This window comes from Nonomuraea sp. NPDC049624 (assembly GCF_040675255.1).
Lineage (GTDB): Bacteria > Actinomycetota > Actinomycetes > Streptosporangiales > Streptosporangiaceae > Nonomuraea.
This window is the reverse complement of the sequence record NZ_JBFAOR010000004.1, coordinates 812575-827844: the sequence shown is the minus strand read 5'-3', so window position 1 is coordinate 827844 and position 15270 is coordinate 812575. Positions and strand designations below refer to the sequence as shown.

Genomic DNA, 15270 nt, shown 5'->3' with positions numbered 1-15270 from the left:
TCAAGGGACGGGCTAGGACAGCTCCCGCAACGCGTCCTCGATCTCGGCCCGGACCGGCATCGACGTGCTGGCCCCCGCCCGCTGCACCGACAGCGCCGCCGCCACCGAGGCGAAGCGCAGCGCCTCGGCCGGCGCCAGCCCCTCGGCCCGCGCGACCGCCAGCGCGCCGACGAACGTGTCACCGGCGGCCGTGGTGTCCACCGCCTTCACCTCGATCGCGGGCACCCGCAGCCGCTCGCCCGAGCGCGCGCCGTAGAGCGCGCCCCGCGAGCCCAGCGTGATGACGGCCTCCTCGACGCGTTCGAGGAGCGCGTCGAGGGCGGCGTCGGGGTCGGCCTGGCCGGTGATGTCGGCGGCCTCGTGCTCGTTGGGGACGATCATGGTGACCGCGTCGAGCAGCTCGTCGGGCAGCGGCTGCGCGGGCGCCGGCGTCAGGACGGCGGGCACCCCGGAGACCCGGGCCGCCTCCGCGGCGGCCACGACGGCCTCCATGGGCAGTTCGAGCTGGAGCAGCAGGGCCCGCGACCCGGCGATCGTGGCCAGATCGCTGCCGGACGGCCCGGTCACGGTGCCGTTCGCGCCGGGCACGACGATGATGGAGTTGCCGCCGGCGTCGTCGACCACGATGTGCGCGATGCCGCTGGGGCCGGGCACCTGGCGCAGGCCGCGGACGTCCACGCCGGCCTCGGCCAGGGTGGAGCGCATCTCGGCCCCGAAGGCGTCGTCGCCGACCGCGCCGAGGAAGGCCACCTGCGCGCCGGCGCGGGCCGCGGCGATGGCCTGGTTGGCGCCCTTGCCGCCGGGCACGGTCCGGAACCGGTGACCGGTGACCGTCTCGCCCCGCTTGGGGGCCTGGGATACGTACGCGACGAGGTCCATGTTGGCGCTGCCGAAAACCGAGATCATGCGGCCATCATCTCCTGAGTACGTCGCGCCAGCTCGCCGAGCCCCACCCCGTCGAAGCCGGTCAGGCTGCTGGCCAGGCTGTCGCGCATGATCCAGCGGTCGGGTACGCCGCCGTTCAGCGCGCCCGCCACGGACCCGGCCGTGGCCCCGGCCGAGTCGGTGTCCCAGCCGCCGGCGACCGCGCCCGCGATCGTGGCGGTGAAGTCGCCCGCGCCGTGGATCAGCGTGGCGGCGACCAGCGCGGCGTTGTTGATCGTGTGCACCCAGTGCAGCGTGCCATGCCGCTGGTGCAGCAGGTCGATGACACGCTCGAAGTCCGGCTCGCGGGCGGCGTCGGCGACGGCCAGGCTGACCGCCGCGTGCAGGCGGGAGTCGCGCGGCACGACCGACAGGCCCGCCTCGACCACCTCCCGCGCCGATCCGGCGACCAGGGAGGCGGCGCACATGGCCGCCACGAACATCGCGCCGTAGATCCCGTTGGCGGTGTGGGTCAGCCGGGCGTCGCGCCAGGCCAGCTCGGCGGCCGTGGCGGGGTCGCCGGGGTTGGCCCAGCCGTAGACGTCCGTCCTGATGAAGGCGCCGATCCACTCGCGGAACGGGTTGCGGCGGGTGGCCGTCTCCGGCGGCTCGAAGCCGTCGAGCAGGTTGCGGTAGGCGACCCGCTCGGCGGTGAACGTGCGGCCGGCCGGCAGCTCGTCCAGCCACAGCTTGGCGACGTCCTCGGTGGTGAAGCCGCGGCCGTGGCGCTCCAGGACGGACAGCGCCAGCAGCGGGTAGTTGAGGTCGTCGTCCTCGGGGATGCCGTCGATGTTCTCGGCCAGCGAGTTGACCGCGCTGCGCCGGTTCCACGGCCACCTGCGCGCGATCTCCTCCGGCAGGCCCTCGGCGGTGAACCAGCCGGTGATCGGCCAGTTGCCGGTGGCCTCGGCGATCTGCCTGATGCCGGCGCGCGGGATCTTCTCCACCGGCTTGCCCAGCACGCAGCCGGCCGCCCGGCCCTGCCAGGCGCCCAGCAGCCGCGCCGGGTCCGCCTTCGCCGCCGTCCCGGCCGACGGCCAGTCGGGGCAGGCGGCGACGATGGCGTCCAGCTCGGAGGGCTCGGCCAGGGGCGAGGGGATCGCGGCCAGCTCGTCCAGCAGGCTCTCGGCCAGGGGGCGCAGCCGGGCCGCGGCGGCCTCGGAGGCCCCGGCGCGCGGCGGCGCGTCGTGGCCGCCCGCCGCGTGCCACCGCGCGGCCAGCTCGCGCAGACGCGGCAGGTCGCCCCTGCCGTCCTCGACGGCCTGGCGCAGCTCGTGGCCGACCAGGTCCTCCGGCTGGACCCAGGTGAGCCTGATCATCGAGCGTCCAGCTCGGCGAAGGCGGCCTCGTGGGCGCGCCGCCGCGCCAGGTCGTCGGCGTGCACCCGGCGCGCCACCTCGGCGATCGCCAGGCCGGGCGCCACCAGGTCGGTACGGCTGGCCGCCCCCACCTGCTCCACCCACTGCGCGGGCACCGCGGACAGCCCCCCGAGGGCGCCCGCGATCGCTCCGCCCATGGAGGCGATCGAGTCGGCGTCGCGGCCGTAGTTCACGCCGCCGAGCACGGTGTCGCGGACGTCACCCTTGGCCGCGACCAGGAAGCCCAGCGCCAGCGGCAGCTCCTCGATGCTGTGCACCCGGCTCGGCCGGCGCGCGCCGAGCCCCTGGTCGCGGTAGGTGTCGGCGACCGTGTCGAAGGGCCGTACGGCGGCGCGCAGCACCTCGAAGGAGCCGTCCCAGTGGCCGACGCCGGCCGCGGCCTCGCAGACCGCCTCGATGGCGGCGCGGGTGCCGTCCTTGGCCAGGCGCAGGCAGGCGGCGACCACGGAGTCGACCGTGGCGCCCGGCCGCATGGCCTCGGCGACGGCGGCGGCCATCACGCCGGCGGCCTCGCGTCCGTAGCTGGACTGGTGGGCCCCGGTCAGGTCGACGGCCTCGGCGTAGGCGGCGTCGGGGTCGGCGGCGTTGACGATGCCGACGGGCGCGACGTACATGGCCGCGCCGCAGTTGACGATGTTGCCGACGCCGGCCTCGCGCGGGTCGACGTGCCCGTAGTGCAGGCGGGCCACGATCCACTTCTCGGCGAGGAAGATCCGCTGCAGCGGCAGCGCCTCGGCCTCCAGCTCGGGGATCCACCGCCGCTCGCCCATCAGCTCCGGCACGAAGTGGTCGGCCATCGCGTACGCGCCCAGGTGCCCGCCGACCTTCTCGTACACGCGGATCAGGGCGTGCGTCATCAGGGTGTCGTCGGTGATGTGCCCGTCGCCCTTGTGGTAGGGCGCGATCGGCCGGGCGTTGCGCCAGTCCTCGTTGTACGGCGGCACGATGCCCTCGACCCGGCCCCCGTACCGCTCCACGATCTGTTCGGGAGTCCAGCCCTCGGTGGCGCCGCCCAGCGCGTCACCGACCGCCGCCCCCGCCACGCAGCCAGTGGCCCTGTCCTCAAGCGGCGTCATGCGATTCCTTTCGTCAGTTCGATCAGATCCTTGCCCGCCAGCTCCGGCAGGCAGCAGCCCGCCAGCGTGCGGGCCGGCGCGAGCCACCCCTCCGGGATCGCGCCGTACCCACTGGCGGCCCCCGCCAGCGCCCCGGTCAGCGCGGGCGCCGAGTCGGCGAGCGCCGGCAGGCAGGCGGCGGCCGGGACGGCGCGGGCCAGGTCGCCCCCCGCCGCCTCGGCCAGCGCCAGGGCGACGGGCACCGTCTGTGCGGCGCCGACGCCGTAGCTGTAGACGTGGTCGAGCAGCGCGGCGTCCAGCGCGGGCACCGCGCCGAACGGGTCGCCCGCCTTCCGCGCCGCGGCCAGCGCCACCCGGGCGTTGTGCCCGATGGCGGTGTCGCCGGGCAGGACGGCGAGCGCCGCCTCCACGGCCTGACCCACCGAGCCCGACGCGACCGCCGCGGCCACGGCGGCGGCCATGGCCTGGGCGCCGAGCAGGCCGTCGCCGGCGTTGGTCACCTGGGCGTCCTCGGTCGGGTCCTGGCCCAGGGCGCCGAACGCGACCGCCCGTACGGCGGCGGCGTCGTCGAAGTGGTGGGGGTTGTCGTGCCCGGAGGCCGGCGGGTCGACGCCCCTGGCCAGGTTGTCCAGCGCGGTGGCCACCGAGATGCGCGCCCGGACGCCGGTCAGCTCCCGGAACGCCGCGGCCCGCGGCCGGTCGATCGTCAGCAGCGTCCAGGCCAGCCATTCGGCGTCGTCGGACGGCCCGACCGCCAGCGGCGCGATCGGCTGGTTGAGCGCGAACGGCACCGGCAGCGTGGTGACCCGGTGCTCCTCGGCGAAGGCGTCCAGCTCGCGGTGCAGGCGCCGGCTCCAGGGCGCGTGCAGGGCGGCGCGGTGCCTGGCCGCGGGCCAGCCGGCGGCGTCGCCCACGGCGAGCCCGATGAAGGCCCCCCTGATTCTGTCCCCCGACATGATGATCTACAGTCCTTCCGCCAGTTCGTCGGCGACGTCCAGCACGTGTCTTCCGGCCACGACGGGCAGGCATTTCCCGCTCACCGGGCCGATCCGGGCGGCCCATCGTCCGGGCACGCCCTGTTCTCCCTGGATCGCGCCGGCGACCGCGCCGGCGATGGCGCCGATCGTGTCGGCGTCCCGGCCCAGGCTGACCCCGAACGTCACCGTGGCCTCCACCTCGCCGCCGCCCGCCAGGACGGCGCCCAGCGCCAGCGCGACGGCCTCGGGCGCGAGGTCGGTCCAGGGGTAGTGCCGGACCACGACGGCCTCGTGCAGCGCCTCGATCAGGGCCAGGTCGTCGTCCGCGCCCGTGGCGAGCACGTCGCGCGCCCTGACGACCGCGCGGGCCGTCCAGGAGTCGGCGGGGATCACCGACAGCGCGGCGGCCACGGCCGCGGCGGGCGTGCCGCCCGCCATGGCGGCGGCCACGGCCGCGGCGACCGCGCGGCCGCCGAGTATGCCCTCGCCCGACCCGCTGACCAGCCCGTCCTGTTCGATCAGGCGGGCCGCCTCGGCCGGGTCGCCGGGGCAGAAGATCCCGTACGGCGCCGCCCGCATGGCCAGCCCGTCGGACCAGCCGTGCTGGTGGACGCGCCCGGTCAGCGGCGGCTCCAGCCCCCGGCGGAGCGCTTCGATGGTGCCCAGCTCGGAGAAGCCGGCGCCGCGCATCGGCCCGGCCACCGACGGGATGATCTCCTGCCGGTACGCCCGCGCGACGTCGGCCGCGGTCAGGGCGTGCCCGTGCCGGACGAGCAGCGAGGCGGCGAAGATGGCGTACTCGGTGTCGTCGGTGCCGCCGCCCTCGATCTCGGTGAGCCGGCCCCACCGCCGCCGGATCTCCGACGGCGACAGGTTCTCGGCGGGGGCGCCGAGGGCGTCGCCGGCCGCCAGGCCGAGCAGGCACCCCCGGGCCCTCAGGCGATGAGTCACTGCTGGTACCGCTCCAAGACCTGGTTGCCGTCCTCGACGAGCCGCTTGGCCGCGTCGTCGATGGTGATCTTATTGGCGAAGTACTCCTGGAGGACCGGCGTGGCGACCTTGCTCTTCCACTCGTCGAAGCCGTTCACCTTCAGGAACGGGGCCACGACCAGGTTCTTGGCGGAGGCGGTGGCGACGTCCCAGCCGTTGTCCTGGGTGGTCATCGCCGGGTCGGCGGCGGCCGTCTGCGAGGTCGGCAGCAGCCAGTCGCCCTTGGCGAGCTTGGCCTGGTTGGCGCCGTTGAGGAAGAAGGAGATGAACTTCATGGCCTCGTCGGGGTGCTTGCTGTCCTGGGCGATCGACAGCGTCTGCGAGACCGCGCCCTGCTGGGCGCTGGTGCCCTTCGGCGCGGGCAGCGTCACCCAGTCGAAGTCGTCCGGGGCCTGCTCGGCGACCTGCTGGCGCAGGTAGACGCCGGCCGGCAGCAGCGCGAACTTGCCCTTGTAGAAGGCGGGCAGCGGGTCGGCGGTGCCCTGGCCGAGCGCGGCCGGGTCGGCGGACTTGTCCTTGTAGAGCTGGTCGTGGATGCGCTGGAGCACCTCGCGCTCCTCCGGCCCGACCTTGACCGTGGTCTTGCCGTCTGCGGTCTGGAAGAACGTGCCGCCGAAGTTGAGCGCCAGGTTGAGCGTCTTGTTGACCGGCGACTTCATCGGCCAGGCCACGCCGAACGTGCCGCCCTTGGTCATCTTCTTGGCGGCCTCGGAGAACTCGTCCCAGGTCCACGGGTTGTCCGCGGTGGGGACGCGCACCTTGGCGGCGTCCAGGAGCTTCTTGTTGGCGATGATGACCTGCGACTCCTGCAGGAACGGCACGCCGTAGATGCCCTGCTCGCCCTTGCCGCCGTTGAAGGTGACGGTGTCCCAGGCGGACTGCGGGATGTCGCTCTTGAGGTCGGCGGGCAGCTTGCTCGTCAGGTCGAGCAGGTAGCCGTCGGAGGCGAACCCGGCCAGCGCCGGCGAGTCGTTGTGGATCACGTCGGGCGCGGTGCCGCCGGCGAACTGGGTGACGAGCTGGTCGTTGACGTTGTCCCAGCTGCCCTGCACGTAGGTGACCTGGGTCTTGGGGTTGGCCTTGTTCCACTCCTCGACGAGCTGCTTGTTGGCCGCGACGGACTCCTTCTGCCAGGCCAGGCTGAGGAAGTTGAGCTTCACCGGCTCGCCGGAGGAGGCGGCCTCTCCGCCGCCCCCTCCTCCGCTGCCGCCACACGCGGCGGCGAACGCGACGACGGCCGCCGCCGCCAATGCGGACTTGATTCGCATATGAGCCTCCTACTAGCCCTTCACGGCGCCGGCCATCAGGCCGGACTTCAGTCGCCGCTGAATGATTGCGAAGAAGATCAGGCTCGGGATCGTCGCCATGAGCGACGCCGCGGCCAGCGGGCCGAGCCTGGCCACCCCCTCGGGGCCGGTGAACCGCACCAGCGTGAGCGGGAGTGTCATCACGTCGGGGTCCTGGAGGATCACGAGCGCGAACAGGAACTCGTTCCACGACGAGATGAACGAGAACAGCAGCGTGGCCACCACGCCGGGCGCGAGCAGCGGCGCCACCACGCTGGCGATCGAGCGCAGCCGCGTCGCGCCGTCGACGGCCGCGGCCTCCTCCAGCTCGCGCGGCACGGCCCGCACGTAGCCCTGGAGCATCCACAGCGCGAACGGCAGCGTGAACGTCACGTGCACGACGACGAGCCCCGGCAGGGTGTTCACCAGCTCCAGATCCCGCAGGATCATGAAGAGCGGGATGATGATCAGGATGAACGGGAAGACCTGGCTGACCAGCACCCACCCGATCGCGACCTTGTTGAGCAGGCTGCGGTAACGGGCCATGGCGTACGAGGCCGGCAGCGAGATCAGCACGGTGATCACGCTGCTGAACAGCGCCACGACCAGGCTGCGGCCGGCCGCGCCGATCAGGTCCTGCTCGCCGAAGGCGTCGGAGAAGTTGGACAGGGTCGGCTCGCGCGGGATCCACGTCGGGTCGGCCAGCGCCATCTCCTGGGGCGTCTTCAGCGCCGTCGACAGCAGCCAGAACAGCGGGAAGGCCAGGAAGACGATGTAGGCGACCAGCGCGAGGTACTGCGGGGCGCGTCTCATCGGGCCTCCCTCATCTGGCGCCACAGGTACAGGCCGAGCACGGCGAGCACGACGATCGCCATGGCCAGGCCGAGCATCGAGGCGTATCCGGCCATCCGGTAGCGGAAGGCCTCCTCGTAGGCGAACAACATCGGCAGCCGGGTCTGGCCGCCGGGCCCGCCCTGGGTGAGCACGTAGACCAGGCCGAACTGGTTGATGTTCCACACGAAGTCGAGCGAGGTGATCGACACGATCACCGGCCGCAGCTGCGGGAGCGTGATGCTCCAGAACCGCCGCCAGCGGCCCGCGCCGTCGACCTCGCCGGCCTCGTAGAGCTCCCTGGGGATGCCCTGGAGCCCGGCGAGCAGGACCACGGTGGTCTGCGGCATGCCGGTCCAGACGCCCACCACGATGATCGCGGGCAGCGCGAGCGAGAAGTCGGCCAGCCAGTTGACGTGCGTGCCGAGCAGGCTGTTCAGGATGCCCGCGTCGGGGTGGTAGACGAGCTTCCACATCAGGCCGATGACCACCGGCGGCATCGCCCACGGCACCACCGCGAGCACCCGGGCCAGGGTCCTGAAGCGCAGGTTCTGGTTGAGCAGCACCGCCAGGCCGAGCGCGGCCAGGAACTGCAGCACGGTCACCGAGACCGACCAGATCGCGCCGATCCGGAAGGAGGCCCAGAAGTCGTCGTCGGTGAGCAGCCGGCCGAAGTTCTCCAGGCCGACGAAGCTGGTCTCGTGGACGCGCGTGTTGCGGGCGTCGGTGAAGGCCAGGCCGATGCCGTACAGCAGCGGGCCGACGCTGAACAGCGCGACGGGCACCAGCGCGGGCAGCATGAGCAGCCACATCTCGCGGTTCCTGCGCGACTTGGGACGCCGCCGGGAAGGCGGGCGCCGGGGCGGTGCCGCCGTCGTCACGGTCGCGGTCACGTCCTGCCTCCCTCATGTCCGTAGGTCTCGCCCGCCGTCGAGGCCCGCACCACCAGGCGCGGCGGGACGGTGATCACGCGCGGCGCGGCGTCGTCGCCGTTCAGCCGGTCGAGCAGCAGCTCGGCGGCGACTTTGCCGCGTTCGGCCGAGCCGAGCGAGACGCTCGACAGCGACGGCCAGGACGCGGCGGCCAGGTCGGTGTCGTCCATGCCGACCACCGCCACGTCCTCGGGCACCCGGCGGCCGGCGGCGCGCAGCACGTCGAGGGCGCCGAGCGCGATCAGGTCGTTGGCGCACATCAGCGCGTCGACGTCGGGCGCCCGGTCCAGCAGCTCGGCCACCGCGCGGCCCCCCTGCGCGCGGTAGAAGTCGCCGATCTGGACCAGGTCGTCGTCGTAGGGCAGGCCGAGCTGCTCCAGCGCCTCGCGGTAGGCCGCGCCGCGCGAGGCGCCCGGCCAGGTGTCGGGCGGGCCGTTGACCAGCGCGATGCGCCGGCGGCCGAGCGCGTACAGGTGGTCCACGGCGAGCTTGACGCCGGTGCGCGAGTCGGCCCGTACGTTGTCCACCGGCGTGCCCTCCGGCACCGTGCCGATGATCACGACGGGCGCCCTGGCCGCGGCCAGCATCTGCAGGTGGGCGTCGGTGACCCGGAGCGGGCTCATGATCAGCCCGTCCACGTACCGCTCGCCCAGGCTGTGCAGCACGTCGATCTCGTCGGCCACGACGGCGTCGGTCGAGTGCAGGACGAGCCGGTAGCCGGCCGCCTTGAGCACCGGCTGGATCTGGCGCAGCATCGCCAGGTAGGCGGGGTTGCCGACGTCGGCCATGGCGAAGGCGACCTGGTGGGTGCGCCGGGACTTGAGCGACCTGGCCACGGCGTTGCGCACGTAGCCCAGCTCGTCGGCGGCGGCCATCACCTTGCGCACGGTCTCCTGCCTGGTCGGCAGGCCGTTGAGGACCCGCGAGACGGAGGCGATCGAGACACCGGCGCGCTCGGCGATCGTGGTGATCGTGGGTCCGTCGGCCAAGGCTGTCCTTCCAAGAACGTAAACGTTTACGGGAAAGTGTCTGTAAACGTTTACCGTGTTTCGCACATGAAACCGGGCCCTCACTTCAGGGTCAAGTCACGATCCCATAACGCCAGGTCAGCGGGCATATGGGTGCAACAAGAGCGCCCGCTCCCCCGGATTCGGGAAGCGGGCGCGTCAGTGGCGGCTCAGGGCCCGGGGACACCCGAGCGGCCACACGGAACGTCCGGCCGCTACGCGGGACGTTCTGTCGCTACGCGGGACGTTCTGCCGGGACGGGGGCGGGCGGCGACTGCCGGGTGAGCAGGCGGATGCCCGGGGCGCCGCTGAGCGCGACGACGGCGGCCAGGACGGCCGGGATGATCAGGGCGACCGGCAGCGACTTCGTGGCCTCGGCCACGTACCCGAGGACCGCCGGGCCGAGCAGCAGCCCGCTGTAGCCGAAGGCCGTCACCATGGCCAGGGCGCGGCCCACTGGACCGCCCGCCGCGCCCACGGCGCTGAACAGCACCGGCACGACCGTGGCCAGCCCCACGCCGGCCAGCGCCCAGCCGGTCCACGCGCACACCACGCGCAGCGGCCCGCCGAGCGCCGGGGCGGCGAGCACCAGGACGTACCCGAGGGTGGCGAAGCCGCCGGCGAGCTGGATCGTGCGCACGGAGCCGAGCCTGGCCCTGATCGGGTCGCCGAGCAGGCGGACGGTCGTCATCGCGACCGAGAAGATCGTGTAGGCCAGCGGCGCGTCGGCCGGGTCGGTGTGCAGCACCCAGCGGGCGTGCAGGGCGGCCCAGTCGATGGCCGCGCCCTCGCTCAGGTGCCCGGCGAAGGCCGCCACCCCGAGCAGCGCGATCAGCGCCCACTTCAGCGTGCCGCCGCCCTCGCCGCCCTCCGCCTGCTCGCCGGCCTGCCGGGCGGCGTCGGGCAGCAGCAGGCGGCAGGCCAGCAGGTACAGGAACGGGACGACGAGCGCCCCCGCCACCAGCAGCGCCTGCGGGTCGACCGACGCCCGCAGCGCGAGGGACGTCAGCACGCCGCCGGCCGCCCCGCCCAGGCTCCACGTGCCGTGGAAGGCCGAGATGATGGGCCGTCCGTAGACCCGCTCGACCTCGACGGAGTGGGCGTTGATGGCGACCTCGACCACCCCCAGCCCCATCCCGAACGCCAGCGCGAGCGCCATCAGCGGCCCGTACGAGGGGGCCAGCGCGGGCCCGAGGAGCAGCACGGCCGACAGCGGCCCGCCGATCCAGGACACCCGCCGGCTCGACCACCTGTCCACCAGCCGCCCGGCCACCAGCATCGACACCAGCGCGCCGCCGGAGATCAGCAACAGGACGGTGCCCAGCCTGGCGGCGCCGAGGCCGAGGCGGTCGTTCAACGAGGGCAGGCCGGCCGCCCACAGGCCCATCACGAATCCACTGAGGGAAAAGAGACCGAAGACTCCGACACGTGCACGTCTGGCATCAATGAGGCTTTTGTTCACGCCTAGAGCATAAGCTGGGAGTTGTGAAAAGTGCTACGACGAGCGGCGAACTTCGCGCGCACAACCGGGTCCGGCTGCTGCGCGCGGTGCACGACTGCGCGGCGACCCGTACCAGGTCGCAGCTCACCCGGGACCTCAACCTGGCCAGGGGCACGGCGTCGGTGCTCGTCGCCGGCCTGGCCGAGGACGCCCTGCTGCACGAGGAGCCCGCCTCCGGGCACACCGCCGGGCACACCAGGGGACGCCCCACCCAGGTGCCCGGCCCCCACCCGCAGGGCCCGCTGGCCCTGGCCGCCGACGTGCGCGAGGACGCCTGGGAGCTGGCGGCGTGCGAGCTGGGCGGACGGGTGAGCGTGCTGGAGGTCCAGCCGCACGACGGCACCCCGGAGGGCGCCCTGGCCTCGCTCGGCCAGGCGGTGGCCGACCACCTGTCGCGGCGGGTGATCGGCCTCGGGGTGGCCCTCGCCGGCCCCGTCCGGCACGACGGGCTGGTGGACATCGCCCACCTGGGCTGGCGGTCGGTGGACGTGCCCCGGCTGCTGGGCCTCGCCTGGCGCCCGGCCGGCCCCGACCCCGTCCTGGTGGGCAACGACACGGGCCTGGCCGCCCTGGCCGAGGCCCGGCGCGGACGGCTGCGCGGCGTGCGGGTGGGCCTGCACCTGCACGTGGACTTCGACCTCGGCGGCGTCCTCGTCGTGGACGGCCGGCCGCTGGACGGCGCGAGCGGGCCGGGCGCCGAGTTCGGCCACATGCCGCTGGGCGGCGGCGACCGGCCGTGCGCGTGCGGCGCGACCGGCTGCTGGGGCCAGGAGGTGGGCGCGAACGCGCTGCTGCGCCACGTGGGCCTGGCCCACGGCGGCGGCCGGGGCCGCGCGCAGGCGGAGGAGGTGCTGGCCGGCAGCCCGGAGGCGGTCGAGGCCGGGGCCCGCGCGCTCGGGCTGGGCATCGCCGCCCTGGTCAACGCGCACGACCCCGAGGTCGTCACGCTCTCCGGGCACGGCGTCGCGCTGCTGGAGCGCGCGGGCGAGGCCCTGGCGGACTCCTGCCGGCCCGCGCTGATGGCCATCCGGCGGGAGCGTCCGCCCCGGATCGAGGCCGCCGCGCTGGGCTGGCGCGCCGCCCTGCTGGGGGCCATGGAGTCGGTGTTCGACGCCTTCCTGACCCCCGAAGGGCTGGAGAGATGGCGCGAAAGGGGCCCCGACCAGGGCGCCGACACGCCCGGATCACGAAATGTGACGCATTCCACCCTGAAGAGGAAAATCTTGCAATAACTTCCGGCAGCACGAGCCCCGACCAGGCGATCTTGCGCCCCCTCCCCCGGCGCTGTACGGATGGAAGGGCCCGGCGCGCTCACGATCATCGACGGGGGGTGGGAACGCGTGGATCTCGAACTCGCGCTCCGCATGACCGAGGCCGCTCTGAAGCAGGCCGTCCGGGAGGGCGCGCTGGTCTCGGTGGCGGTCGTGGACGCGGGCGGACATCTGGTGTCTTTCCAGCGTATGGCGGGTGCGGAGATCGCCGGGCCGGTGCTCGCGCCGGGCAAGGCGTACACGTCGGTGGCCCTTCGCGCGGCCACCGCGGACCTCGCCGCGCTGGTGGCGCCGGGCGGGGAGCTCTTCGGTCTGGCGGGTGAGCGATTCGTCTGTTTCGGGGGTGGCATCCCCCTCTGGGCGGACAACGGCGAAGGGGAACGGGTGGCCGGCGGCGTGGGGGTCAGCGGCGGCACGATCAGCCAGGACGTGGCGTGCGCCGAAGCGGCCGCCCTGGTGTGGCGGACTCGTTGAGCGGGCGCTTTCCGCAACACGAACCGCTGGTATCCGCCATGATTAGCCACTGCACCACGGGAAACAGTTTCCCGAACCCAACTCCCCGAGGAGAGAACGAGATGGCACTTCCCACTCTCACCCCCGAGCAGCGTCAGGCGGCTCTGGCGAAGGCGGCCGAGGCCCGCGCGGCCCGCACGGCCCTGCTCGCCAAGGTCAAGGCGGGAGAGCTGACCTTCGCCCAGCTCCTGGAGCGCGACGACGACATCGCCAAGAAGATCAAGGTGTCCCAGGCCCTGCGCGCCGTCAAGGGCGTCGGCCCGGCCAAGGCCACCGCGCTGATGGAGGAGGCCGGCGTCGACGAGAAGCGCCGTCTCGGCGGCCTCGGCGCCCAGCAGCGCAAGAAGCTGGTCGACGCGCTCGGCTAGGACCGGGCGGCCGGGTCCGCGCGCGCTGTCGCGCGGACCGGCCGGCGACCCCTCGTAGGGCCAGGAGGGGCCGGAGAGCGGCGCACGCTCCACGGCGGGCCCGGCCGAGGGGTCAACCTCAGGCAGCCGGCCTCAGGCAGTCGCAGGCGAGGGTCAGGACCTCGGGCAATGACAGGCGGAGGTCAGGACCTCAGGTAGGCCAGCACGGCGAGCACGCGGCGATGCTGGTCGCTGTCCTCGGCGTAGAGGCCCAGCTTGTTGAAGATGCTCCTGATGTGCTTCTCCACGGCGCCGTCGCTGATGACGAGCTGCCGCCCGATGGCCGGGTTGGACTTGCCCTCGGCCATCAGCCCGAGCACCTCGCGCTCGCGCGGCGTGAGCTGCGCCAGCGGGTCGTCCTTGCGTCTGCGGACCATCAACTGGGACACCACCTGCGGATCGAACACGGTGCCTCCCGCCGCCACCCGCCGCAGGCCCTCCAGGAACTCGTCGACGTCGACGACCCGGTCCTTCAGCAGGTAGCCCACCGCGCCACGGGCGTCGGCGAGCAGGTCGTCGGCGTAGGAGACCTCGACGTACTGCGACAGGATGAGCACCGGGGCGCCGGGCACCCGGCGCCGGGCCTCGACCGCCGCCCGCAGCCCCTCGTCCGTGAACGACGGCGGCATGCGCACGTCGACCACCGACACGTCGGGTCTGTGCTCGACGATCGCCTCCACGAGGGCGTCGCCGTCACCCACGGTGGCGACCACCTCGCAGCCGAACTCCTCCAGCAGCCTGACCAGGCCCTCCCTGATCAGGACCGCGTCATCGGCCACGACTACGCGCACGGCACCTCCGCCACGATCACCGTCGGCCCGCCGTCCGGCGACCTGACGGTGAGCTCCCCGTCGACGGCCCGGAGCCGGTCGGCCAGACCGGCCAGGCCGTGTCCCTTGGCGACGTGTGCGCCGCCGACACCATCATCCCCGATCGTGAGCATGAGGACGTCACCGATGCGGAGCAGCTGAACCGTGCAGATGGTCGCGCGGCTGTGTTTGGCCACGTTGGTCAGGGTTTCCGCGCAGACGAAGTAGATCGCGTTCTCGATCGCCGCCTGGAAGCGGCCCACGATCTGCACGTCGAGGTCGACCGGCACCGTGCAGCGGCCGGCGAGGGCGGCGAGGGCGGGCGCGAGGCCGCGGTCGGACAGGATGGGCGGCGCGATGCCGCGCGAGAGGGCACGCAGCTCGTCGAGCGTCTCGCGGGTGGCGCTGATCGCCGAGCTGATCGTGGCCGAGGCGGCCTCGGGGTCCTTGGCGAGCTGCCGCTGCGCCCTGGACAGCTCCATGGCCAGGGAGACCAGGCGCTGCTGCGGGCCGTCATGGATGTCGCGCTCCAGCTTGCGCAGCGCGTTGGCCTCGGCGGAGACGGCCGCCGCCCGGCCCTCGGCCAGGTCGTCGATGCGCTCCTGCAGCTCGGCGACCCCGGTCAGCAGCGCCCGGCCGAGCCCGGCCCGCACCAGCGCGGCCCCGCGCACCACGAACGGCAGGACGAACGTGAAGACCAGGCCGAGCGAGACGTAGAAGATCGTGTTCACCAGGTAGCCGGAGCCCAGCCCGAGCAGCTCGGGCAGCTCCGCGTTGCCGGGGATGCGCGAGGTGACCACGCCGTAGAGCGGATAGGTCAGCCCGAGGATCGGGATCGCCCAGAACACCACGGTCAGCACGAACGACAGGATGGCGAAGGGGAAGTTCAGGATGCCGTGCAGCAGGTCGAGCCACGACTGGCCGTTGGTCAGCGGGTTGACGATGCGGCGGAAGCGGCCCGCCCCCTCGGGCGCCGGACGGTAACGCGGCCGCACCGGCGGGCGCTTGAGCACGTCGGAGAGCCAGCCGCGCTCGGCGTCGGCGAAACCCCTCGCGACCAGGAGCGTGCCGGCCAGCAGCGGCACGCCGATCCACACGATCGCGGTGCCGACGCCCGCCGCGAAACCGGCGACCATGGTCACGAAGCCGATGACGGCCGTCGGGAAACCGACCAGCGTGTAGCGGGTGTCGAGAAGGACACGCCTCATCAGGGAGCGCATGCAATGAAGGCTAAGTCCCCCGGCGGGCCGGTACGAGCAGGTACGCAGGCGTCCGAGGGTAGGGCTGGCCCTACCCTCCATGGTGGTGTGATCTTGACCTGAAGACGGCGGTCCGCGGCAGTGTGCCCGAGCGTCCGGGACGGAAGC

15 protein-coding genes are annotated in these 15270 nt (G+C 73.5%); 3 read left to right on the top strand and 12 right to left on the bottom strand.

Annotated features, from left to right (window positions below; translation table 11 throughout):
* Window positions 1-12: 12 nt before the first annotated feature.
* The 10 genes from rbsK to AB0J76_RS20155 form a co-directional block, all read right to left on the bottom strand.
* Window positions 13-906, bottom strand: coding sequence for a ribokinase (gene rbsK / locus AB0J76_RS20200; RefSeq protein WP_364390088.1), 894 nt, complete (start codon window positions 904-906; stop codon window positions 13-15).
* A complete protein-coding gene (locus AB0J76_RS20195) occupies window positions 903-2243 on the bottom strand; it encodes an ADP-ribosylglycohydrolase family protein (protein ID WP_352328142.1) in 1341 nt (446 codons plus the stop codon). Before AB0J76_RS20195 ends, rbsK begins: the two co-directional genes overlap by 4 nt.
* On the bottom strand, window positions 2240-3379 hold the full coding sequence (locus AB0J76_RS20190; RefSeq protein ID WP_352328141.1) for an ADP-ribosylglycohydrolase family protein: 1140 nt from the start codon (window positions 3377-3379) through the stop codon (window positions 2240-2242). The genes AB0J76_RS20195 and AB0J76_RS20190 overlap by 4 nt, the downstream gene beginning before the upstream one ends.
* Window positions 3376-4335: an ADP-ribosylglycohydrolase family protein gene (locus tag AB0J76_RS20185; RefSeq protein WP_352328140.1), complete on the bottom strand. Its 960-nt coding sequence runs from the start codon at window positions 4333-4335 to the stop codon at window positions 3376-3378. Before AB0J76_RS20185 ends, AB0J76_RS20190 begins: the two co-directional genes overlap by 4 nt.
* Window positions 4336-4341: 6 nt before the next feature.
* Window positions 4342-5307, bottom strand: coding sequence for an ADP-ribosylglycohydrolase family protein (locus AB0J76_RS20180; RefSeq protein WP_352328139.1), 966 nt, complete (start codon window positions 5305-5307; stop codon window positions 4342-4344).
* Window positions 5304-6614, bottom strand: a complete 1311-nt coding sequence (locus tag AB0J76_RS20175; RefSeq protein ID WP_352328138.1) for a sugar ABC transporter substrate-binding protein — start codon at window positions 6612-6614, stop codon at window positions 5304-5306. The genes AB0J76_RS20180 and AB0J76_RS20175 overlap by 4 nt, the downstream gene beginning before the upstream one ends.
* Window positions 6615-6626: 12 nt before the next feature.
* Window positions 6627-7445 (bottom strand): carbohydrate ABC transporter permease, encoded by an 819-nt coding sequence (locus AB0J76_RS20170; protein WP_352328137.1) that lies wholly within the window; start codon window positions 7443-7445, stop codon window positions 6627-6629.
* Window positions 7442-8356: a sugar ABC transporter permease gene (locus tag AB0J76_RS20165; RefSeq protein WP_352328136.1), complete on the bottom strand. Its 915-nt coding sequence runs from the start codon at window positions 8354-8356 to the stop codon at window positions 7442-7444. Before AB0J76_RS20165 ends, AB0J76_RS20170 begins: the two co-directional genes overlap by 4 nt.
* Window positions 8353-9384 carry a LacI family DNA-binding transcriptional regulator gene (locus tag AB0J76_RS20160; RefSeq protein ID WP_352328135.1) on the bottom strand — a complete coding sequence of 344 codons (1032 nt, stop codon included), beginning with the start codon at window positions 9382-9384 and terminating at the stop codon, window positions 8353-8355. The genes AB0J76_RS20165 and AB0J76_RS20160 overlap by 4 nt, the downstream gene beginning before the upstream one ends.
* A 253-nt stretch (window positions 9385-9637) precedes the next feature.
* Complete coding sequence (locus AB0J76_RS20155) at window positions 9638-10864, bottom strand: MFS transporter (RefSeq protein WP_352325179.1); 1227 nt, start codon at window positions 10862-10864, stop codon at window positions 9638-9640.
* Window positions 10865-10887: 23 nt separating this feature from the next.
* On the opposite strand from AB0J76_RS20155, the gene AB0J76_RS20150 reads away from it, so the two are divergent.
* The 3 genes from AB0J76_RS20150 (at window position 10888) to mihF (ending at window position 13055) form a co-directional block, all read left to right on the top strand.
* A complete protein-coding gene (locus tag AB0J76_RS20150) occupies window positions 10888-12135 on the top strand; it encodes an ROK family protein (protein WP_352325178.1) in 1248 nt (415 codons plus the stop codon).
* Between the two features lie 108 nt (window positions 12136-12243).
* Window positions 12244-12648, top strand: a complete 405-nt coding sequence (locus AB0J76_RS20145; RefSeq protein WP_352325177.1) for a heme-binding protein — start codon at window positions 12244-12246, stop codon at window positions 12646-12648.
* A 101-nt stretch (window positions 12649-12749) separates the two neighbouring features.
* Window positions 12750-13055: an integration host factor, actinobacterial type gene (mihF, locus tag AB0J76_RS20140; protein WP_043641121.1), complete on the top strand. Its 306-nt coding sequence runs from the start codon at window positions 12750-12752 to the stop codon at window positions 13053-13055.
* Window positions 13056-13237: 182 nt separating this feature from the next.
* Here mihF and AB0J76_RS20135 read toward each other — a convergent pair whose 3' ends face one another.
* Both AB0J76_RS20135 and AB0J76_RS20130 read right to left on the bottom strand, forming a co-directional pair.
* Entirely contained in the window at window positions 13238-13885 is a 648-nt protein-coding gene (locus AB0J76_RS20135; protein WP_352325176.1) for a response regulator transcription factor, read from the bottom strand.
* Complete coding sequence (locus tag AB0J76_RS20130) at window positions 13876-15123, bottom strand: sensor domain-containing protein (protein WP_364390085.1); 1248 nt, start codon at window positions 15121-15123, stop codon at window positions 13876-13878. Before AB0J76_RS20130 ends, AB0J76_RS20135 begins: the two co-directional genes overlap by 10 nt.
* Between the last annotated feature and the right edge of the window lie 147 nt (window positions 15124-15270).